The following is a 23422-nucleotide window of genomic DNA, read 5'->3' as shown; positions in this document are numbered from 1 at the left end:
CTCAACGGCGCTTTAACGGAGATATCGATGTACCCCAAGGTGATATCGATTCTGTTCTATATGTTCTTTACCTGCGTGATCTTCAATCCGCAGATATCGGGTGTCACCGTATACGTCTATGTCGTCATCCCGTTTCTGGACCCGGGTTTCGCACGCTTCGCCGGCAGCACGTTCCGCCGATGGAGCGGGCCCTTGGGCGTTGCGCTGATCGTCAGCTTCATTGGCTCGCCGTCGGTGGCGGTCCGGGTACTGTCCATCGCCGTGTGCGTAGGCTATCTCTTGTATAGCTCCGAGCGCGGCCTGGATTATCTGCATCAATGGATGGCGATCAACGTGATTTTCGCTCTGGCGCAGTTCGTCCTTTACTACGTCGATCAGGGTCTGTCGATACAGCTTGGACCGAAGAACCTGTCGAAAATGCTGTGGGGCGAGTATGCGACGGAAACCAACACCAACTTCTATGAAATCTTCTACTTTTCGCGCGTGTCAGGGTTCTCGCGGGAAGCGGGGTTCTTTTCATCCTTGCTGGTGGGATCGTTCGTCGCGGACATCATCAGAGGGACGACGAGCCGCAAGATGATCGTGCTTTACTGCATCGGCCTGTTCATCAGCTTTTCCAAATCCTCGTTTGTGTTTCTGATCTTCGCCGCGCTGTACCCGCTGCGCGATCGCATACGCACGATCCATCCTCTGATTGTTCTGTTGGCATATACGGCAATCTTTGCGCTGATAGGCGCATATCTCGCGCGTTTCAATTTCTTCGATTCGGAGACGTTCGGGCATCGGCTCAGTGGATATGCTTTCCTGTTCGATGCGAATCTGGAAGACGTCGTTCACGGGATCAATGCAAACGATCTAATCTCGCACTACCGGTACTTGCCATACGTGCATCTTATCGAGCGGGACGTACAGGGCGCAGGGGTGACGTTCGCCGGGTTGCCGGCGAACGTCGCCGAGATGGGATTGTTCAGCGCGGTGATCCTGTTCGGCGTGGTCGCGCTGACTGCCAGCGACGGCTTCGTCATGCTCCTGTTCCTGCTGCTGACCGCGACAGTGAGCATTACGACCGTTACGTCGTTTGTGCCGCTCGCTTACCTGACCATCTACTGGCCACGGTTCTCCGCGTACAGCGCGAAGTATCTGAGAGGAGTGAATCGCCAGCCCGCGTGGAAATCGTTCGCGCCGATGCCTTATTCGATCCCTCGCAAGAGCATGTCATGACGGAACAGCAAGGAGCCTTCATGCCCGCAGGTCGTGTCCTGAACTGTTTGACGACATCGATGCGTGTGCTGCTGCTTTCAGCAGTCGTGATGTCGTGCGCAGGCATGTCCGATGCGCTGAGCGCCGAAGCGACGCTCAGTGTGAACAATCCGTCGGGCTCGCTGATCGCGCATGGCGCCGGGAACATGAAGATCGAGTTCGGCATACCGCCTCAGGAGCAAACCGGCGGCGCGACGCTTCGAACTTCACTCTTGAGTTATGACGCCGATGGCGCGCTGGTGAGCGATCCGATTGCCTCGTATCGGCAGGCGATCACCTTGACGCGCGAAGGTGCCGGCGCGACGGTCAGCGTTGCGATTCCGCGCACAGGGCTGTTTCTGGTGGACGCCACGCTGCTCTCCGCGGATGGAAAAACGATAGCCTCAAAGCGCGTCAACGTCGCAGCAATTCCCCAACGCGGACGTTCGCCTTTTCCGGATTTCGGCGTGGTCACGCATTTCGCACAAGGAAAGGGTTCGCCGGAAGTCGTGTTGCCGCTCGTCAAGACTGCCGGCTTTTCATGGATACGCGATGAGCTTTACTGGGATCAGATCGAACAGAAGCCGGGCGCGTTTGTTTTCCCACGAAACTATGACGACTATCTGAATCACGCATCGAAGCTCGGGATCTCGCCGCTGGTCGTGCTGGCGTATGGCAATGCGAAAGCCTATCCGGCACTCTTCGGTGGGGACCAGAGTTTCCCAAAGACGCCGGAGGCGCGACGGTTCTTCGTTCGTTATGTCGATGAAGTGGTTCGTCACTATGGCGCGACGGTCAAGCATTGGGAAGTCTGGAACGAGCCGGCCTTCGCGCAGATCGGCTATCCCGACTACGTGGCGTTGCTGAAAACCGTCTACGTGCAGATCAAGGAGCGCAGCCCGCAGGCCACCGTGGTTTCGTGCGGCGGAGGCGGCGCCGGCGGTGGTCCCGGCGGAGACTGTCTCGCGGAGATGAAGAAAAGCGGCGCACTCGACTACCAGGATGCGTTCAGCGTTCATCCGTATATGTCGCCGCACACGCCGGAGAAGGGGTATCCGACTGCGGGTGCCGCCATTGGGTCCGTCAGCATTCCGACGGCATGGCCTTATCTGGGTCAGATGGCTGAACAGAATCCGCGTACGGACGGAAGGCGCCTACAGCTCTGGATCACCGAATTGGGTTGGCCGTCGAGCCCGGATTCGGCTGGACTCGATCAGACGTCTCAGGCGGCTTATCTGGTCAGGAGCTATCTGCTGTCGAGGCGGTACGGCGCTGCCAAGGTCATGTTCTGGTACGACTTCGTCGATGACGGCGTCGACCCTTCGAACAAAGAAGACAACTTCGGCATGCTGAGAAAGGACCTTTCTCCGAAGCCCGCCTTTGTCGCTTCGGCTGTTCTTGCCGCCACGCTCGGAAGCCGTAAATGGCAGACAGCACTCGTCGACGAAGACAACGTGAAGGTGTTTCAGTACGGCAATGCAGAGCCTGTCATCGTCGGATGGACGACGGAGAACGCCGCTCGCGTTGTCTCTGTGCAAGTGCCTGCGGGCAAGTATGTGCAACGTGACTGGCAGGGTGCCGAGTCTCCCGTGACTGCCGCCGCGTCAGGGCTGAAGTGGCGGCTTGGACCGTTGCCATCCTACCTGGTCCCAGAGGCCGTCGTGCGCTGATCGTAGCTCGGATATTGGGAGTTTCCATGTCGTCGGTGAGGAAAAACGCCGCCTTTCTTTTGCTGGTGCAGATTTCGACATACGTGGTGCCGATGCTGATCGTGCCCTGGCAGACGCGCGTGCTGACTGCGGAAGGATTCGGTCGTCTCAGCGTCGCGATGGCGATCATCATGTACTTCGTCAATCTCGCGCAGTATGGATTCGATCTGACAGTCACGCCGCAGATTTCGGTTCACCGCGACGATCGCGAGAAGCGCACGGAACTGTTCTGGACCACGTTGACCGCCCAGATCCTGATTGCGATCGCGGGATTCATTGCGCTCATGGCGCTGACGTTCATTGTCGGACGTCTCGCGGATGACCGGGAGTTGCTGGCGATTGGCTATGGCACGGCGCTCGGAGCCAGCTTGTGTCCGGGCTGGTACATGCAAGGTACGGAGAAGCTCAAGCTGCTGAGCATGGTGACGCTCACGAGCCGCGTACTCAGCCTGCCAGCCATGTTCCTGCTTGTTCGGACGAAGTCGGACATCTACTGGGCGATGGGCATCAACAGCGCTGTGACCATGGGGGCGAGCGTCGTCATTCTCGGATACGTGCTTTTACGCAAGGAGGTGGGGCGCTTCCGTACGTCGGTTGCCGACATCGTCGCGGCGTGTCGGGCGGGATGGCAAGTGTTCGTCGCAGTGTTCTCGGTGAACTTCTACGCTTACACGAACACGGTGGTGCTAGGTTTCGTCGCCGGCAATGTCGAGGCAGGTTACTTCGCCGCAGCGGACAAGCTGGTGAAAGCAGGCATCGGCATGATCACGCCTCTGTCGAACGCGGCTTATCCGCGCATCAGCTATCTGATGCATCACGCGAGAGACGACGCGATGGTCTTGCTGCGGAAATTGCTGGCGGCGCAGGGGACCATCATGCTCGCCGTCTCCCTGACCATTTTCGTCAGTGCGCCCTATGCGGTGAAGGTTCTGTACGGCGCGCATTTCATCCCGACTACCGACGTATTGCGCTGGATGGCCTTCCTTCCGCTCATGGCGGGACTGGCCAACATCTTTGGCGTGCAGGCCATGTTGCCCCTCGGCATGAAGAACCAGTTCAGCCGGATCCTGTTGTCGTCCGGTGCATTGAACGTCGTGTTGATCTACTTTCTTGCAACGTGGTTTGCTGCAGTCGGCGCTGCGGCTGCGGTGCTCATCACGCAAACGGCGGTGGTTGTCGCAATGGCCTACACGTTGCACTCGAAGGGCGTCGTACAGGCGTTGGACAGTCGCTGACGCGTGGTCTTCCCCCCTGAGGATCGGACGTCAGGGATCACGGTTGGAACCTTAAGGAGCGGTGCAAGTATGAAAGTGCTCATTACCGGTGGTGCCGGCTTTATCGGTTCGAATCTCGCCAGAAAGCTGGTGAGCCAAAACGTGACGGTGACGGTGCTCGACAATCTGTCACCCCAGATTCACGGCGACGATCCCTACAACAAATCCGCGTTGTTTCTGTCGGTGAAGGATCAGGTGCGCTTCATCGAAGGCTCGGTGCTGGACCGCGAAACACTTGAACGCTCGATGCGAGGACAAGACGCAATCGTGCACCTCGCGGCGGAGACGGGGACGGGCCAGTCGATGTACGAGGTCGACCGCTATATCAAGGTCAACGTGCGCGGCACTGCGCTGATGCTCGACGTGCTGGTGAAGAATACCGGGCACACGGTCAAGAAGGTCGTGGTCGCTTCGTCGCGCGCGATCTATGGCGAAGGGAAGTATCGCTCGCCGGCAGAGGGAATCGTCTATCCTGGCGCGCGCGAGGAAAACGAAATGCGTGCCGGGCATTTCGATTTCATGTGTCCGCGTACGGGCGAAAAAATGGAATGTCTGCCTACCGACGAAGATTCGAGGATCAATCCCTCGTCCGTGTACGGCATCACCAAATACAACCAGGAACAGATGGTGATGACGGTATGCCGCTCCTTGGGGATCGCAGGCTGTGCGCTGCGATACCAGAACGTCTACGGCCCCGGCCAGTCATTGTCGAATCCGTACACCGGCATCCTGTCGATCTTTTCGACGCGGATTAAAAACGACAACCCGATCAACGTATTCGAAGACGGGCTGGAAAGCCGAGATTTCGTCTATATCGACGATGTCTGCGATGCCACGATGGCAGCGCTTCTGAGCCCTAATGCGGACCATCAGATCTTCGGCATCGGCTCCGGAGAGCGTACTGAGGTGCTGGGCGTGGCGACGAAGCTGCGCGATCTGTACGGCAGCAACGTACCTATCAACGTGACGGGCGCGTTCCGCCTCGGCGACATCCGGCACAACTACGCGGACCTCACCCGGCCGCGAGAACGGCTCGGATTCCAGCCGAAAGTCTCTTTCGACGAAGGCATCGCGCGTTTCGCCGCGTGGGTCGAAAGACAGGACATCGCGCCGGATACCTACGACAAGAGCGTCACCGAAATGAAGTCGCGAGGACTCTACCAAAGCTGACGGGAATATCCCCAAGGAGTAGCGAGATGATTATCGACCGTTCGAGACCGCTGATCGGCGTCGTCACGGTTCTATACCAGTCCGACGACGTACTCGACGACTTCTTCGCGTCTCTCGACGTGCAGCAGGACGTGAATCTCAAGCTGTATGTGATCGACAACAGCGCGACGGACAGCGGCAGCGTATTGGCGCGCAAGCTGGCGGATCAAGTAGGAATCGAGACGCGCGTGATCTTCAACAACGCGAATCTCGGCGTCGCGCGCGGCAACAATCAGGGAATCGAACTGGCGCTCGCCGACGGGTGCGAGTACGTGCTGCTGGCGAATAACGATGTCGAATTCAGGGGCGTGCGGACCATCGCGGAACTCGTCGATCGCAATGGGAAAGGCGACGTACTGGCGACGTGTCCGAAGATTTTCTATCACGGCACCAATCGGATCTGGTGCGCCGGGGGTTTCATTTCGAGGATGAAGGCGGTCGTCAAACACGTGGGCGACGGTGTCGAAGATCGCGGCCAGTTCAATCAGGAATTCGTCACGGAGTACGCCCCAACGTGCTTCACGTTGCTGCACAAGAGCGTATTCTCGCGCGTTGGCGTGATGGATGAGCAGTACTTCGTGTATTACGACGACGTCGATTTCGTATGGCGCATGAACAAGGCGGGTATCCGGCTGCTTTACGTTCCTTCGTCGGAAGTGGCGCATAAGGTCAGCTTTTCGACGGGCGGCGGCGAGAGTCCGTTCACGCTCTTCTATGTCACGCGTAACCGCATTTACTTCAGCCGAAAGAGTCTTGGGACGTTTTCTTCCGCCGTTCCGATTGCTTATTCGCTTCTCGCGATGCTCTACAAATATCCGCGCTTTACGGTGGCGGGGCGCAAGAGCGTATTGCGCGGCATCGCGTCGGGATTGCGACTCGGCCTCAGCGTCTCGTGCACGGCGCCGGCTGGTTATATGAAGGGTTCGCCGCAGAAAGAAGGAATATGAAGCGCATTGCGCATGCGCGCGTCGTCAACCACTGTAATCAGGCGATATGGATTTGAGGAGGCGGTCATGGCTCGTAAAGGAATCATCCTCGCTGGCGGGTCGGGTACGCGGCTGTATCCGGTAACGCATTCGGTTTCGAAACAGCTTCTTCCCGTCTACGACAAGCCGATGATTTACTACCCGCTTTGCACGCTGATGGTGGCGGGCATACGCGACGTACTGATCATTTCGACGACGGAAGATACCCCGCGGTTTCAGGCGCTTCTCGGTGACGGCAGCAAGTGGGGCATGAATCTGCAATACGCGGTGCAACCAGCGCCGGACGGCCTCGCGCAGGCGTTCATCATCGGCCGCTCGTTCGTCGGAAACGACAACTCTGCGCTGATTCTTGGCGACAATATTTTCTACGGACATGAGCTGGTCAAGCAGCTTGCTCATGTGAACGATCGCGACGACGGCGCGACCGTGTTTGCCTACCATGTGAATGATCCGGAGCGCTACGGTGTCGTCGAGTTCGACCCGGAATTCAAGGCGCTTTCAATCGAAGAAAAGCCGGCCAAGCCGCGTTCGAGCTATGCGGTGACGGGGCTTTACTTCTACGACAGACAGGTCTGCGACATCGCGGCGGATATCAAGCCGTCCGCGCGCGGCGAGCTGGAAATCACGGACGTCAACGTGCACTATCTGCGCCGCCAGCAATTGCATGTCGAGATCATGGGACGCGGTTACGCCTGGCTGGATACGGGCACCCACGACTCGTTGATCGATGCGTCCACGTTCATCGCCACGCTTCAGAAACGGCAGGGCATGATGGTCGCGTGCCCGGAAGAAATCGCGTTTCGCATGCAGTGGATCGACGGCGACCAGTTGCAGGCGCTCGCCAGACCGCTGTCGAAGTCGGCTTACGGAAGATACCTGACGGACATCGCGCAGGACCGGGTCGCATGGCCGGCACGGGAATCCGGTATCGAATCAGCGCCTCAGCACGTCGGGAGCGGGCGTATTCGGCGCGTCTCTTAAGGCAAACATCTTCGCACTTTCCAACCAACGCGGCACGTCGATAACGCTTGATGAGGCGACCATGATTCTGGTAACGGGTGGAGCGGGTTTTATTGGGGCGAACTTTGTCATCGACTGGTTGAACACCGTGGATGAAACGGTCGTGAACGTCGACAAGCTGACTTACGCGGGCAACCTCGGTACGCTCGAATCATTGCGCGGCGACCGGAGTCACATCTTCGTGCGCGAGGACATCTGCGACCGGGAGGCGATGGATTACCTTCTGGAGCAATATCAGCCACGGGCGATTCTTCATTTCGCGGCCGAGAGCCATGTCGACCGATCGATTCACGGTCCCGGCGAATTCATGCAAACCAATGTGATCGGCACCTTTACGCTGCTCGAAGCGGCGCGTCACTATTGGCAAGCATTGCCGGCCGCGGCCCGGGACGAATTTCGCTTCCTGCATGTCTCGACAGACGAGGTATTCGGTTCGCTGTCGATGCAGGCGCCGCCCTTTTCGGAGAGCAGTCTTTATGCGCCGAACAGCCCCTATTCCGCGTCCAAGGCGAGTTCCGATCATCTGGTGCGCGCGTGGCATCACACGTATGGCTTGCCGACGCTCACGACACACTGCTCGAACAACTACGGCCCGTACCAGTTCCCCGAGAAGCTGATTCCGGTGACGATAACCCGAGCACTGGCCGGCAAGCCGCTCCCGGTTTACGGCGACGGACTGAATGTGAGGGACTGGCTGTATGTCGGCGACCACTGCAAGGCGATCCGCGCGGTGCTCGCGAAAGGCCGGCCGGGCGAAACCTACAACATCGGAGGGTGCAACGAAGTGGCGAACATCGACGTCGTGCATGCGTTGTGCCGCCTGCTCGACGAGCGGTTGCCGAAGGCATCGGGTCCGTACCGCGAGCAGATCACGGCTGTCGCCGATCGCCCCGGGCACGACCGCCGATACGCGATCAATGCCGGCAAGCTGGAGCGCGAACTCGGCTGGACGCCGGAAGAGACATTCGAAACCGGGCTAAGAAGAACAGTCGACTGGTACCTCGCTCATCAGCGTTGGGTCAGCGACGTAACTTCGGGCGAGTATCTTAAGCTGGCGGGCGTGGATGATCTGATCGACGCCTGAGAAACGGATCGCGGCGCCGCGTTCACCGGCGCAATCCGCCCGACCTCAGCTTCACGAAGAAAACGGACCAGCCGGAAAGTCGTCGGCGTATCTGGTCGTACAGATCGGGGCCAACCGTGTGCCGAAGCAGATATCTGCCGACGGCTCTCCGGCTTCCTATGGCGAACAGCCCCGCCAGTTCAAGCAAACCGAGCCGAACCTGCGGGTAATCGACAAACACCGCGCGTATCCGGAACCGCTGAATCGGCGCCGATGCATAGTGCTTGGCGGCAAAGAGTTGTGCTGCGCGCCGCACGGCCGATTCGGACCGGTCGGAGATCCGCTCACGCTGATGCGTCGCGTCGATCACGTAAGTGCAGGTGCGGATGCCGATGAATTGTCCATACCGATGCGCCATCCGCAGCCATAAGTCCCAGTCTTGCCAGATCTGCATCGCGTTGTCGAAGAGACCGGCAGCGGCGAACCTCTCGCGTGTGGAGAATACCTGCGTACCGACGGCGCATGCGGCCGCGAGATCGCTCGGGTGTGCGCAGGCGCGGTCGAAAAGGGTCCGCTCCATTGCATGGCCGATCCAGCGCGCCGAATCGAACAGCCCGGCGATGCCGTCGGTTTCGCCATGTGCGGAAAGCTCCATCCATCGCTGGACGAAACATTCGATTCTTTGAGGAAGGAAGTAATCGTCGTCGTCCAGGCCGGTAAGAAACTCGCCTGTCGTCAGTGAGATCGCTGCGTTTCTCGCCGCACAGGCGCCTTCGCTTACCGGCAGGAAAACGGCCACGCATTTCCCCGATGCGGCGAGTTCGCGAAGGTACTCGCGCGTGCCGTCCGTTGAGCCGTCGTCGGCCACGACCAGTTCTATATGAGGATAGGTCTGCTGCAAGACCGACGCGACCGCCCTTTGCAGAAGCGGCAGCCGGTTTTTCGTCGGAATATAGACGCTCACCAAAGGATGGGTGTTCTGGTCATCGGTCACTCGCGTCTCCTCCCGAAGCTTTGCGCCAGCACGTGCGGCTTCCTGTGATTCGACACTACGCACCAACCGCGCCGCCGATCCGACAAGGTCTAGATGTTTGCCGTCACCATCCCTTCACGCGCTAACCGCGTCCATCACGTTCCCCACGCCTCGATTGGGTCAACCCTACTGCAAATGTAGGGAGGTGCCCCATCCCGTCGATCTTCGTCCATCTACAGAATCCAGATACGGGAAGGTGTATCGATGTTGCCCCTTCCCGTGTTCGCATTGCCCGGCGGAAGCGCGCCCCCCGCGCTGACTGACTCCTCAGCGGAGGTCCTATGTCCAGCACCCTCGCATACCGCAACGGCGTGGCGGCGCTGTTGCTGCTGCTGTTTGCGTTGCCGTCGTTCGCGCAGTCGTTCAGGGTGCAATGTCCACCCACTACCACCTTGCACCCGACAGCTCTGCCGGCAGGCGCGGGTGAGCCTGCCTACACGGGCCCGTCCGTTACCGGTCAGACGTCGACCCCGACGGGCGTCACCAACGGCGCGATCAAATGCCAGCAGATCTCCGGCGGCGACGGCTACGCGACGATGGCCGACGGCACCCAGACCTATCTGTTTGCGTTTGGCCCGTTGTCCGGCCTCGCCGATATCCAGAAGGGATTGCCCGGCACCGAGTTCGCGTCGGTGTTCAATGTGGTCGGCACGGCCGCCGATCCGAACTACAACGGCGCGATCGGCCTCGTGCCCGACCCGGAATCGACGCCGCCCGGGCAATTGACGGGGCACGTCGATCCACGGCAGATCATGGACGTAGGCGTGATGAACGGGAACGAGCCCGCGCCGACGATGGCCATCGACGAAGACGACGAGTTCTTCCTCACGCTGACCAACGTCGGGATGATCATGCGCCCCGATCTGTTCGAGCAGCACACGGTGCACTTCCACGGTTATCCGAATGCATCCGCGTTTTACGACGGCGTGCCCGACGCGTCGGTCGCGATCAATATCGGCGCGAGCTTCACTTACTACTATCTCGCGCCCGATGCCGGCACCTACTTCTGGCACTGCCACATCACGCCGCCGGAGCATTTGCAGATGGGCATGGTCGGCCAGATCTTCGTGAGGCCGCGGCAGAACCGCGTATCGAGCGGCACGCTCTACAACGCGTTGCTTCTGCAGCAGAAAGACCTGCGCACCGCGTGCGGCAACGACATTCTCTGTTCGACGCCGCTGCCGCCGCAGAACAGCGTGATGCACGTGAAGAACAGCAGCGGCACGCCGACGCTGTATGCGTATAACGACGGCGACGGTTCGACGGCCTATGACGTCGAGTATCCCGTGCAGATTCACGGCTTCGATCCGAACTTCCACTTCGTGGGCATGACGTTCAATCCTGAGCCGTTCACCGACATGAAGGACAAGTACTTCCTTCTCAATGGCCGCAGCTATCCGGATACCGTCACGCAAGGTCCGATGCAGACGCCTGTCGCGGACGGCACGCAGCACTTCTCGCAACCGTTGCCCGCGCTGATCAACATCCCGGCGGGCGGCAAGGCACTGCTGCGTATTTCGGACCTCGATGTGAGCGAGTTCCAGACGCTCGCATCGCTGGGCATACCGATGCATGTGATCGGTATCAATGCGCGCCTGTTGCGCGATCTTGCCGGCAACGACATGACCTACCTGACCAACTCGATCACGCTGGGCGGCGGCGAGTCGATCGACGTGATCCTCGACGCGAGCGATACCACTCGCTATACGCCGGGATCGATCTTCTATCTGTACACGCCGAACCTCGACCACCTGTCGAACGATGCCGAAAACTTCGGCGGATTGATGACGGAAGTCCACATCTGCCACGCGGTGGACCCGAGCACGAAGTCCTGCACCTAGGAGATGAGCCGTGGGCACCATCATCGACAACTTCCGGCGCATGACCGCTGCGCGCTGCGGCTCGCTGCGCTTCACGCCGTTGCAGGCGTTGTTCCATGTGTCGTTCTACGCACTGCTCGTCGTCGTGCTGCTCTGTCAGCACGCGCGCGCAGCAGCGCCGGGCATCACGGGAACGAGCTTCGATCTCACGGCTCAAGCCGACCGGATCAGTCAGCCGGACGGTTCGAGTGTCTACGCGTGGGGCTACGGCTGCCGCACCGCGCCGACGGGCTTTTCGCCGGCGGGCATTCCGGGTGCGAACTGCCCCGGCATGCAGGTGCCGGGGCCGACGCTGATCGTGAAGCAGGGCGACACGGTCACCGTGACATTGACGAACAACCTGCCCGAAGCGGCGGGCAATACGTCGATCCTGTTTCCGGGCTTTCAGGTCTGCGCCGCCGCGCTCAACCCGGACGGCACGTGTCCTGCCGCGCTGACGGGCGTGCCTGGGCTGCTCACGCGCGAGGCGACGCACGGCAACAGCGTCACGTATAGCTTCGTCGCGTCGACCCCCGGCACGCACGCCTATTACAGTGGCACGCAAGGCGATCTGCAGGTCGAGATGGGCTTGTCGGGCGCGATCATCGTGCTGCCGACCTCGGCGCCCGGCGCGCTCGCCGTGCCCACCGGCTGCCGCGCCGTGCAGGCCTCGCTGCCGGACGGCCAGCCCGACTTCCGCAATGCGGCGGCGGCATACAACCATCCGTCCGCGTGCTACGACCGCGAGTACCTGTTCCAGTTCTCCGAGATGGATCCGCGCATTCACGCGCAGGCCGAACAGGAAGCGAGCAAATCGTGCTCGCAGCCGACGGGCTGCATGTCCGTCGAAACGGAGCCGTATCACCCGGCGTATTTCATGATCAACGGCCGCTCGATGCCCGACGACATGGACCCCAACTATGCGCAGCAGTATCCGCATCAGCCGTACAACGGCAATCCGCACATGCATCCGGGCGAGCTGGTGTTGTTGCGCGTGATCGGCTCGGGCCGCTGGCAGCATCCGTTCCACGAGCACGGCAATCACGTGCGCGTGCTGGCTCGCGACGGCAATCTGATCCTGAGCAAGACGGACGCGACGAAGCTCGCCGGACCGCTGCTCTTCACGACGACCACGACGCCCGGCCTCGCGATGGACGGCATCTTCTACTGGACGGGCAAGGGCCTGAACTGGGACGTCTATGGGCACACGGCGGGCGACGGCAGTGTCTGCATTCCCGATGCGAACGGCTACTACACGGCGGATCCGAAAGCGCCCAACTACTACGAGTGGTGCGCCGATCACAACAAGCCGCTCGAAGCGCATCCGTTCGGCAATGTCGGCAGCGGCGGCCCCGTGACCTTGCCCGACGCGCGCGTTCTCACGAACGGCGCGTGGTATGGCGGCAGTCCGTATCTCGGTCCGGACGCGACGGTTCGCGCGACGTCGTACACGGGCACCACGCCGCCGAGCGGCACGATCGCGAATTCGCCGACATCGGAAGCAGGCTTCGCCTACATGTGGCATTCGCACAATGAGCGCGAGATCACGACGAACAACATCTTCCCTGGCGGAATGATGATGATGATGCTCGTCGATCCGCAGGCGTTCACGATCAACGAAGGCAATTAGAGAGACGGGGAGAATCGCGATGAGAACCAGCGATTTCAACAGGACGCTTGCCGGTCTCGTGAAGGGCGTCGCGGCGGCGGCGCTGATGACGGCGAGCGCAATGGTCTGCGCGCAGAACGTGACGCTGACCGCGAAGGCGCAGACGATAGCGCTTCCGGATGGGCAGATCGTCCCGATGTGGGGCTATACATGTTCGGCGGCGGCCGCAGCGCCCGCAACGTGCGCAGCCGCCAATTCCGGCGCGGGCGCGAACTGGTCGCCCGTGGTCATCACGACGCCGCCCGGCTCGCTGACGATCAACCTGACCAACAATCTGCCCGCGCAGGTGCCGACCTCGCTCGTGATCGTCGGCCAGCTCGGCGCCGGTCTCGGCGGAACGGCGACATCGACGCCGAGCCCCGTACACCCCACTCAAACCGCGACGACATGGCCGATCGCCGGTACCGGCAGCGGCGCGAGCTTCACGCCGCCCGCGCAAGGTCCGCGCGTGCAGTCGTTTTCGACGGAAGTGAAGACGGGCTCGACGACGGCGCTGACCTGGAACAACCTGCGCCCCGGCACGTATCTGATCGAATCGGGCACGCATCCGTCGATTCAAGGGCCGATGGGGCTGTATGGCGTGCTCGTGGTCACGACGCCGCCCGTCGCCGGCACGTCGCAGGGACTGGCCTATCCGGCCAACCCGAGCCATCCCGACATCAAGTACGATGCCGACCTGCCGCTCGTGCTCGGCGAAATCGACCCGGTGCAGAATCAGGCTGTCGCCAACGCGGTCGCCAATCCCGGCTTCAGCGAAACGCGCGTGTGGTCCGGCTTGTCGGGCGGCTGCGGCGATCCCGCTTCGGCAACGTACAACACCTGCTATCCGCCCGCCGTCAACTACGACCCGCGCTACTACCTGATCAACGGCGTCGCGTTCGATCGATCGAATGCAAACGGTTCGTCGTTCCCTGTCACGGCGCCTGCATCCACCACGACGACGACGGGCCAGGTGCTGCTGCGCTTCGTGAACGCGGGTTTGCGCATGCACGTGCCGTCGGTCGTCGGCGCGCAGACGGGCCTGCCGCCCGTGTCCGGCTTCTCGCTGATCGCGGAAGACGGCAACGTGCTGCCGGGCACGCCGCGCGTGCAAAGCGCCGTGTTCCTCGCGGCCGGCAAGACCTACGATGTGATGATGAACTCGCCCGCGGCGGGCGCACTCGCGTTGCCCGTGTTCGACCGGCAGTTGAGCCTGTCGACCAACAACCAGCGCGACGGCGGCATGCAGGCCTATATCAGCGTGAATGGCGGTGCGCTGCCGACTTCCGCGGCAGGCAACTCGAACGCGAAGGCGAACCCCGATTCGTACTTCCTCGTCGCGGGCAATACGCTGAGCGTCTCGGATCCCGGCAAGGGCCTGATGGCCAACGACGTCGGCGTGTATGGCGTGCAGGTCCTGACGCAGCCGACGGGCGGCAAGCTGACCCTGAACCCCAACGGCACGTTCACCTACGTGCCGAACTCGGGAACGACATCGGATAGCTTCGTCTATCAGGCCAACGGCAACCCGGCATTGACGGCGACCGTGACGCTTGCCGCGTGCACGGCGGGTTCGAGCTGCCTCTCCGGCGCGCCCGTCGCATCGGATGATGCGTTCAGCAGCAATATCGCGTCACAGTTGCATATCGGCGCACCCGGCGTGCTCAGCAACGACCGCGATCCGGCGGGCCTGCCCCTGACGGCCTCGATCTCGGGCGGCGCATCGGGCGGCACGGTGACGCTCAATGCGGACGGTTCGTTCAATGTCACGCCATCAGCCCCGCCCGTCGGCAATGCAACGTCGACGGTCACGTTCCACTACACGGCCGTCAACTCGCAGAACACGGCGAGCGCGCCGGCGACGGTCACCGTCACCTTCAAGGGCGGCAGCGGCCTGGTGGTCGCGGTGAAGGACGCGAAGACGGGTACGGCGATCAACGACTATCGCTGGATCATCGAGGAAGACCGTACCTTCCAGATCGATCCCGCCTGCCAGGTCAATTCGGGCACGCGGCCTTCGACTTGCCCGCCGCTACCCGTGCCGAGCCTGGGAACGAGCTTCCATACGAGCTACATGCCCGTCGTCGCGGCGGGGTGCGTGGGCACGGTGTCGTGCGAGTCGGGACAGACGGTGTTCGATCCCACGACGAACACACACGTGCCAACCGTGTGCGACGTCGGCAACGGCGTGTGCCGCACGGGCGTAGCCCAGCAAACGGCGGTCGATCCGTCGCAGGTCGCGCTCGATCCGACCAAACACTATTACCTGTCGATTCTTCCCGGCGACGCCGGCAACACCTTCACGAACGGAGCAGGTGCACCGCAACCCGTCGATCCGAAGAATCCGGACGGTCCGCAACGGCAGTTCGATATCGCGAAGGATTGCCCGTCCGGTCCCGGCGGCGCCGACTTCGCACCGGGCACGGGCACGTGCGGCCACGCGATGGGCGGCGCGCCTGTCGCGCCCTCGCAGCACACCGTCAACGTTCTGTTGCAGCAGACGCCGCTGCAGACAGCGAAGATCTCCGTGTTCGTGTTCGAAGACGACGCACCCGTGAACGGCGAAGTCGACGTGAGCGGCGGCACCGATGCATTCGGCACGGCACGCGAGCCGGGTCTCGGCGGCTTCGAAATCAAGCTGTTCGACGATGCGGGCGGAACGGGCGATGCGACCGGCCAGATGACCTACGACATGTTCAACATGCCGCTGTCGAATTCGCTGCAAGGCACGATCGACCCGAGCACGGGACTCGATGCCTGCCCGATCACGAAGGCCGCGAACGACGGACTGGTCGGCATGATTCCGACCTGCCCGAAGTTCGAATCGGACGGCAAGACGATGTCGCCGCTCGTGGGCCAGGCGATCATCGCGAACCTGATGCCGGGGCGCTACGGCGTTGTCGCGACGCCGGCTGCCGATCGCATCGCGAAGGGCGAGGAATGGCTGCAGACCAACACGCTGGACGGCCAGAAGGCGCATGACGCGTTCATCAAGGTGGGCGGGCCCGCCTACTTCCAGGAGTTCGGACCGGCGGGCTTCCACGTGACGATCGGCTTCGCCAATCCGAAGATCATCAACGCGCGGCTGCCGGGCGTGTGCAAGGGCGTCGCGTGCAACAACGGCGTGACGGGCAAGATCACGAATCTGCACTACAGCCGTCCGCCTAACGAGAACCTCTATAGCAGCGGTTCGCGCGATTCGCTGAGCTTCACGCAGTGCTATGTGAGCGTCGGCGATCCGGATCTCGAAGACATCGCGTTCACGAAGTGCAACGCAGACGGCACGTTCACCATCAACGGCCTGCCCGACGGTCTGTTCCGCATCACGGTGTTCGACCAGTGGAATGACCAGATCGTCGACGGTCTCGCGACGGCCGTGCAGCTGAAGGGCGGACAGATGCAGAACATCGGCGATCTGCCCGTGCTGCAATGGCATACGAACCTCTATACGCGCACCTTCATGGACTCGAATGGGGATGGCGTGTCGCAGGACAGCGAGCCGGGTCTCGCGCTGGTGCCGACCAATATCCGCTTCCGCGACGGCAGCTATTCGAACTTCAACAATACGGACCTGAACGGCTACGCGTCATTCAACGAAGTGTTCCCGCTCTTCAACTGGTACATCGCCGAGGCCGACACGACGCGCTACAAACAGACGGGCGTGCACGTCGTGTACGACGCGGGCGGACCGCCCGACGGCACGCCAGGCGGCGGAAGCTCGTCGATTGCCGCGAACTACGCGAACACGAAGGAATCGGCGACGTCGCATCTCCCGTCCGCACTGCGCGTCCCCGGCGCGATCTACTGCAACGATGCGGACTGCAACGACCGCACGGGCACTAACCCGTCGACGGGCCGTATCGATCCGCCGTGGGTCACGACGATGGGCTGGCAGGGCTTCTCGGGACAGAACTCGTTCATCGAGTTCGGCAAGGCGCCGTATGGGGCCAACGAGAACGGCGGCATTCACGGCGAAGTGATCTACGCATCGACCCGCCCGTTCGACGATCCCGCGCTGCTGATTCACACGAGCTGGACGCCCGACGTGCCTAACGTGACGGTCAACCTGTACGCCGAAGGCACGGCTGCCGACGGCACGCAGAGCCTCAAGCTCGTCGACACGACGACGACCAGCAGCTGGGATGACTGGGCCCAGGGCTTCCGCTCGGACGGCATGCCGAACATGAACTGTCCGGGTCAGGAAACCACCGATCCGTTCTTCTACACGCTGAAGGACAGCCCGCAATGGCTCGATTCGCAAAAGCGCGCGCTGCCTGCTCACTCGCAATTCAAGTGCTACGACGGCATGCACGCATTCAACCAGTTGCAGCCCGCACCGTACGACGGGATGTACCAGTTCCCGAGCGTAACGAGCCGCGATCCGTCGAAAGGCACGCCGACGAACTCGAACTGCTCGATCTGCAGCAAGCAAGCGGATGGCTCGTACATGCTGCCTCCGGGCAAGTACGTGGTGGAGATCATCGTGCCGCCCGGCTATGAGCTGGTGAAGGAGGAGGACAAGAATATCCTGATCGGCGACAACTACATCGCGCCCGTCACGCAGCAGTTCGGCGGTCTGGGCAACATCTTCATCCTGCCCGACCAGGCGGCCGTGAACGCGACGTACAACCGCAACAATGCGCAGAACCCGACCACCGAGCTCGGTTCGTCGCCGCGTCACGAAGGCGACACGGGCAGCGTCGAAACGTTCTGGCCGTGCGTCGGTGCGCTGCGGGTGGTGCCGGACTACATCAGTCTGTTCCCGGGGTCGCAGGAAGTCGCGCCGTTCGCGGGTGCATCGCGGCATCTGTGCGACCGCAAGGAAGTCGTGCTGACCGACCAGATGTCCGTGCTCGCGAAATTCTGGGTCTTCAGTTCGACGCACGTGGCCGCGCATTTCACGGGCTTCATGCTCGACGACTTCTCGTCCGAGTTCGATCCGTATTCGCCGCAGTTCGGCGAGAAGTTCGCGGTGCCGAACGTGCCCGTTTCGCTGAAGGACTTCGCGGGCAACGAAGTGAGCCGCGTCTACTCGGATTCGTGGGGCATCTTCAACGGGATGAACTACTCGACGTGGGAAGTGAATCCGCCGAATCCGACGGGCTATGCGCCGACGATGATGGTCGCCTGCATGAACGATCCCGACATGCCGGACCCCGCGCATCCGGGACAAACGATTCGCGATCCGCTGTTCAACCCCGCGTACAGCCAGTTCTGCTACGAGATACCGTTCATGCCGGGACAGACGCAATACATGGATACGCCTGTGGTGCCCGTGTCCGCGTTCGCGGACGGCTACAACCCGCCCGATTGCGCCTATCCGGATGCGACGCCGTCGATTTCGTCGGTGACGGGCGACACCAGCAACGGCGGTGCCGGTCCGTGGGTGAGCCAGGCAGGCCATACGCTGACCATCAAGGCGCTCGGCGACCAGCAGGTGCCGAACCACGCGTACGGCGGTCCTGCCGCAACGTCGTCGCCGTATAACCAGAAGTTCGTCACGCGGCACTATGGCTTCGGCACGGCGCAGGGTACGGGAACGGTGACGATCGGCGGCGTGAATGCCCACGTCAATTCGTGGTCGGATACGCAGATCAATGTCACGGTGCCGACGCTGTCGGCCAGCCAGTCGAGCTGCACGATCCAGCAGCGCGGCGTCAACACCACGACGCGCTGCGGCGAACTGGTGATCACGTCGGGCAACGGCAAGAAGTCGATCGATACCGTGACGGTGACGATCGGCGGCAAGGCGCCGACCTATGTGAACGGCGAGAACGGTACGAGCAACGCGCTTCAGACCGCCATCGACAAAGCCACGCCGGGCGACCTGATCATCGTCGGTCCGGGCAACTACAGCGAGATGTTGCTGATGTGGAAGCCGGTTCGCCTGCAAGGCGTGGGCGCGCCTTCCGTGGTCGTGAACGCGAACACGCATCCGTCCGGCAAGGTCGATCCGTGGCGCAGAGAGGTTGCGTGCCTGTTCGGCGTGTCGCTCAACGGTGGCACGATCTCGTCGAGCAATCCGTACGATCCTTCGGGCGCGTATTCATGCCCGACGGCGATGCAGCGCCAGGTGGACGCGATTCCGCTTGAACCGACGGTGGGCTGGGACAACACGCTCAACGGCAATCTCGGCGAACTGCTGATGGAGCCGACGCTGATGGGCGCGTATGAAGGTGCCGGCATCACCGTGCTCGCCAAGGGCGTGCGCGACGTGCGCGTGGGCGGCAAGCTGCAGGCCGATCCGAACTGCACGGCGAATGGCGTCTGCGTGCCGCTCACGGCCAGCAATGCCGACTGCAACACGTATTCGAGCAACTTCCTGTGCAATCCGTCGCGGGTGGACGGCATCACGTTCACCAACAGCTCGCAGGGCGGCGGCGGGATCTTCCTGCACGGCTGGAACCACTATACGGAGGTGTCGAACAACCGCGTGTTCAGCAATGCAGGCACGCTGACGGGCGGCATCACGGTAGGCCAGGTGGAAGTGCCCGACGGCACGATCGCAGCCGATGGCTTCACAGAAGAACCGTTCGCGTACAACACGCATGTCAACGTGCACCATAACTCGGTGACGTCCAATGCGTCGTACGGCGACGAGATCAACTCGACGACGCCTTCGTCGGCAGCGGGCGTGACGTTCTGCTCGGGTGCGGACAACTATCACTTCAACTACAACTGGGTCTGCGGCAACATGAGCAGCGGCGACGGCGGCGGTGTCGCGCACTTCGGCTTCAGCTACAACGGCGATCTGTCGCACAACTGGATCCTGTTCAACCAGAGCAACAACCCGACGCTGCCGACCTACGGCGGTGGGCTGATCGCCCAGGGCGTGCCGCCCGACGGAACATTCTGCGAGAACTCGGCGGTGGATATCGACTGTGCGCCGCAGCTCTCCGATGGCGTCGGGCCGGGCCTCGTGATCGACGGGAATCTGATCGTCGGCAACACGGCGGAAAGCGGCAAGGGCGGCGGCCTGCGTCTGCAGAACATCAACGGCACGGATGTTCAGCGCAGCCCGCGCAACCGCAATCGCTGGTACCAGGTGAGCGTGATCAACAACATCATCGCGAACAACGTGGCGGGCTGGTCGGGCGGCGGCGTGTCGTTGCAGGATGCCGTGCGGGTGAGCTTCATCAACAACACGGTGATGTCGAACGACTCGACGGCGTCGGCGGGCGTGCTGTTCAACACGGCGCTCGCTGCGCAGGCCAACGTCGGTCCGCCGAACTGCACGACGGTCGGCTCGGAAACGACGTGCAGCCCGATCACCACGTCGACGATGCAGCCGTCCGGCCTCGAAACGGCGAAGCACACGCAGAACTTCCTGACGGCATTCACGGCGGGCAACGCCGGATGCCCGACCGGACAGGACTGCAGCCACTTCTCGTTCCCTGTGCTGACGAACGACGTGTTCTGGCAGAACCGTACCTTCTATATCACCGTGGGCGGGCTGAATCCGAACATCCCCGGCTTGCAGAACATCGTCACGCTGAACCCGACGCTGAACCAGGCGGGTCATCAGACGGGCTACTGCGATCCGAACGCGGTGTACTGGGATATCGGCACCTATGGCGATACGAAGCCGTCGGATCACTCGTCGGGCATGCGGCTCACACCGACGTATTCGATCATCACGGATGCGGGCGACTACCCGAACGCGCACAACAACAACGCGAATCCGAACGTGGTGAGCCAGTACTGCAACGGCGCGCGCGTGCCGCCCGAAGGCGGCGGCAATGGTTACGCGGTGCCGCCCGGCATCGCGGACACCGTGCTGCCCAACCCGCTGTTCGGTCTGCTGCCGTCGGCGACACCGGACGAAGGCAATCAGTGGATCAACATGTCGTATGGACCGCTGTCGCTCTTCAACATGACGGTGAGTTCGGGCAGCACGGGCTACGGTGTGCCGCTCGGCAACTACTCGATCAAGACGGGCTCGCCTGCCGTCAATGCCGGCACCAATGCGGGTGCGCCGAACCACGACTTCTTCGGCACGCAGCGTCCGCAGAGCGGCGCCTACGACGTCGGCGCAGTGGAGTTGCCGCGCACGGGCCTGTTCGCGGGCAGCAATGCGCCGCTCGGCCCGGGCGCGCTGCTCGATCTCATCAATCAGGCGCTCGGGGGTGCGGCTGCGAGCGGGCAGCAGGCGAACGCGCCCGTCACGGGAGCGGTGCAATGAGAGGCCTCGCCATCGCGGCGCTATGGGTCGGCTGGGCCGCCGCACTGGCGGTCCCCGCAGCGGCGCAGCAGACCCGGCAGGTGTCGGCGCATGGCGGTGCCTCGCACGCGTCGCACTACGAGCCGATGAAGCTGACGGCACATGCCCGCACGTTCTATCAGTCGATGCGCGGCATCGACAGCATGAGCGTGCGGCGCACCGCGTCGGGCAACCTGCTGCGCTTCAGTTATCGCGTGACGGACCCGGCGCTCGCGAAGCTGCTCGGCGACAAGGCGGCGACGCCGTATCTGTACGGCGAGGCGAATCATGTGCTGCTCGAAGTGCCCGTGATGGACAACATCGGCCAGTTGCGGCAAACGGGCACGCTCGAAGTCGGCCAGCAGTACTGGATGGTGTTTTCGAACAAGGGCAACGTGGTGAAGGCGGGGGACCGCGTCAACGTGCTGATCGGTTCGTTCCATATCGACGGACTGGTCGTTCAATGAAGCGGTGCGCGCGGCAACACATCGAGGAGACAGAGATGAATCGGGGCATTCTGATGATGGCTGGCACCACGGTCGCGCTGGCTGCGATCGCCGCTTCGCAGGCTGCAATGGCTGCGGGAGGCGGCGGCATGAGCGCCGCGCAGATCGTCGAGCGCAACGTGGCCGCGCGCGGCGGCCTGCAAGCGTGGCGCGCCGTCACGACGATGACGATGAGCGGACAGATCGACGTGGGCGGCACGAAGCCCGTCAAGCTGCCGTTCGTGATGACGATGAAGCGCCCGCACAAGAGCCGCTTCGAACTGAACTTCGATAACCAGATCGCGTATCAGGTCTACGACGGCGCGCAAGGATGGAAGGTGCGGCCGTTCCTCGGACGCAATGTGGCCGAACCCTATACGTCCGCGGAAGCGAAGTCCGCGGCGGAGACGGCCGATCTCGACGGACCGCTGATCGACTACGCGGCGAAGGGCAGCCAGGTCGCGCTTCAGGGCATTGAGACAGTGGACGGACATCGCGCGTACAAGATTCTGCTGACGACGAAAGATCAGCGGCAGCGGCATGTGTGGATTGACGCGTCGAGCTTTCTCGAAGTGAAGGTCGAAGGCGATCCGCGCCGGCTGGATGGCCGCATGCACAACGTCGCTGTCTACTACCGCGATTTCCGGCGCGAAGGCGCGCTGACGGTGCCGCATCTTCTGGAGACGCAGGTGACGGGCGTCAAGCAGAAGCATCAGATGACGATCCAGCATGTCACGGTGAATCAGCCCGCCGACGATACGCTGTTCGCGAAGCCCCAGTTGCCCGCGCAAGGGCAACCCGCACCCGCGCCCGCCAAGGTCGCGGCCAAGTGAGCGGCCAGGTAAGCGGAGTATTCGAACGAGGGTTCCGATCATGAAGCGCATCGTCACATGGTTGCTGGCGGGCTGCGTATCCGCATTCGCATGGGCGCAGATGCCCTCCGCCGAGCATCCCCTCACGGTCGACGACATCATCGCGAAGAACGCCGCCGCGCGCGGCGGCGAAGAAGCCTGGCGACAGGTTCGCACGATGCTCTGGACAGGGCATGTCGAAAGCGCGAATGCGCCGACGCCGAACGCGCCGTTCGTGCTCGCGTTGCGGCGGCCCAGCAGCACGCGCTTCGAGATCACGGCGATGAGTCAGCGGATCGTGCGTATTTTCGACGGCAAGGAAGGCTGGAAGATCCGGCCTTCGTCCAGCGGCGCGCCGGATGTGCAGGCTTATGCGCCAGCCGAAATCCGTTTTGCGCGCGATGAGCAGGTGATCGACGGTCCGTTGCTCGATCATGCGGCGAAGGGTATCTCGGTCGCGCTCGACGGCATGGAGAGCGTCGAAGGCAAGAACGCGTACCGGCTCGTCGTCACCTTGCCGTCGGGCGCGCACCGGCATGTGTGGGTCGATGCCGCGTCGTTCCTCGATATCAAGTACGACCGCGAAGCACCCACCCTGTCGCGCACGCCGGTGATGGTCGAAGTGACGTATCGCGACTTTCGGGAAGTGGATGGCTTGCAGGTGCCGTTCGTGATCGAAAGCAGTGTGGTGGGCGCTGCGAAAAAAGACAGGCTCGTGCTCGAACGCGTGTCGGTGAACCCGCCGTTCGACGAAGCCATGTTCATCAAGCCCGCGATACCGGGGCGCCACGCAACCGTGGCGGTGGGCGTGAGCGGCATGCCTGCGCTGCGTCCCGCGCCTTAGTC

At 62.3% G+C, this 23422-nt stretch carries 14 protein-coding genes; 13 read left to right on the top strand and 1 reads right to left on the bottom strand.

Translation table 11 applies throughout. From position 1 onward, the window contains the following. The first annotated feature begins 27 nt into the window (after positions 1–27). From G3N95_RS11655 to rfbB, 7 genes are all read left to right on the top strand, one after another. On the top strand, positions 28–1221 hold the full coding sequence (locus tag G3N95_RS11655) for a hypothetical protein (RefSeq protein WP_205970141.1): 1194 nt from the start codon (positions 28–30) through the stop codon (positions 1219–1221). A 20-nt stretch (positions 1222–1241) separates the two neighbouring features. Further along, positions 1242–2909, top strand: coding sequence for a beta-glucosidase (locus tag G3N95_RS11650; protein WP_205970140.1), 1668 nt, complete (start codon positions 1242–1244; stop codon positions 2907–2909). A 26-nt stretch (positions 2910–2935) separates the two neighbouring features. Continuing rightward, on the top strand, positions 2936–4183 hold the full coding sequence (locus G3N95_RS11645) for a flippase (protein WP_205970139.1): 1248 nt from the start codon (positions 2936–2938) through the stop codon (positions 4181–4183). 69 nt (positions 4184–4252) lie between these two features. Then, on the top strand, positions 4253–5392 hold the full coding sequence (locus tag G3N95_RS11640; protein WP_205970138.1) for an NAD-dependent epimerase/dehydratase family protein: 1140 nt from the start codon (positions 4253–4255) through the stop codon (positions 5390–5392). 26 nt (positions 5393–5418) lie between these two features. Further along, positions 5419–6378, top strand: coding sequence for a glycosyltransferase family 2 protein (locus G3N95_RS11635; protein WP_205970137.1), 960 nt, complete (start codon positions 5419–5421; stop codon positions 6376–6378). 66 nt (positions 6379–6444) lie between these two features. Next, entirely contained in the window at positions 6445–7398 is a 954-nt protein-coding gene (rfbA, locus tag G3N95_RS11630; protein WP_205970136.1) for a glucose-1-phosphate thymidylyltransferase RfbA, read from the top strand. 61 nt (positions 7399–7459) lie between these two features. After that, the gene (gene rfbB / locus G3N95_RS11625; RefSeq protein WP_205970135.1) at positions 7460–8521 is read left to right on the top strand and encodes a dTDP-glucose 4,6-dehydratase; all 1062 of its coding nucleotides are present in this window, start codon (positions 7460–7462) and stop codon (positions 8519–8521) included. A 22-nt stretch (positions 8522–8543) separates the two neighbouring features. Here rfbB and G3N95_RS11620 read toward each other — a convergent pair whose 3' ends face one another. After that, entirely contained in the window at positions 8544–9494 is a 951-nt protein-coding gene (locus G3N95_RS11620) for a glycosyltransferase (protein ID WP_205970134.1), read from the bottom strand. A 320-nt stretch (positions 9495–9814) separates the two neighbouring features. Between G3N95_RS11620 and G3N95_RS11615 the strand changes: the two genes are divergently transcribed. Genes G3N95_RS11615 through G3N95_RS11590 form a run of 6 tightly spaced genes read left to right on the top strand, consistent with a single transcriptional unit; the run spans position 9815 to position 23420 of the window. Further along, entirely contained in the window at positions 9815–11374 is a 1560-nt protein-coding gene (locus G3N95_RS11615) for a multicopper oxidase family protein (RefSeq protein ID WP_205970133.1), read from the top strand. Positions 11375–11414: 40 nt separating this feature from the next. Continuing rightward, on the top strand, positions 11415–13022 hold the full coding sequence (locus G3N95_RS11610) for a multicopper oxidase family protein (protein ID WP_205970328.1): 1608 nt from the start codon (positions 11415–11417) through the stop codon (positions 13020–13022). 19 nt (positions 13023–13041) lie between these two features. Next, a complete protein-coding gene (locus G3N95_RS11605; RefSeq protein WP_205970132.1) occupies positions 13042–21222 on the top strand; it encodes an Ig-like domain-containing protein in 8181 nt (2726 codons plus the stop codon). Further along, positions 21219–21707, top strand: a complete 489-nt coding sequence (locus G3N95_RS11600; protein ID WP_205970131.1) for a hypothetical protein — start codon at positions 21219–21221, stop codon at positions 21705–21707. The genes G3N95_RS11605 and G3N95_RS11600 overlap by 4 nt, the downstream gene beginning before the upstream one ends. A gap of 35 nt (positions 21708–21742) precedes the next feature. After that, positions 21743–22558, top strand: a complete 816-nt coding sequence (locus G3N95_RS11595; protein ID WP_205970130.1) for an outer membrane lipoprotein-sorting protein — start codon at positions 21743–21745, stop codon at positions 22556–22558. A 40-nt stretch (positions 22559–22598) separates the two neighbouring features. After that, positions 22599–23420: a hypothetical protein gene (locus tag G3N95_RS11590; RefSeq protein ID WP_205970129.1), complete on the top strand. Its 822-nt coding sequence runs from the start codon at positions 22599–22601 to the stop codon at positions 23418–23420. The last annotated feature ends 2 nt before the right edge of the window (positions 23421–23422 follow it).

It is taken from the genome of Paraburkholderia sp. Tr-20389 (assembly GCF_017104565.1).
Taxonomy (GTDB): Bacteria; Pseudomonadota; Gammaproteobacteria; order Burkholderiales; family Burkholderiaceae; genus Paraburkholderia.
The sequence above is the reverse complement of the archived record's forward strand: the minus strand, read 5'-3'. Positions and strand labels throughout refer to the sequence as shown.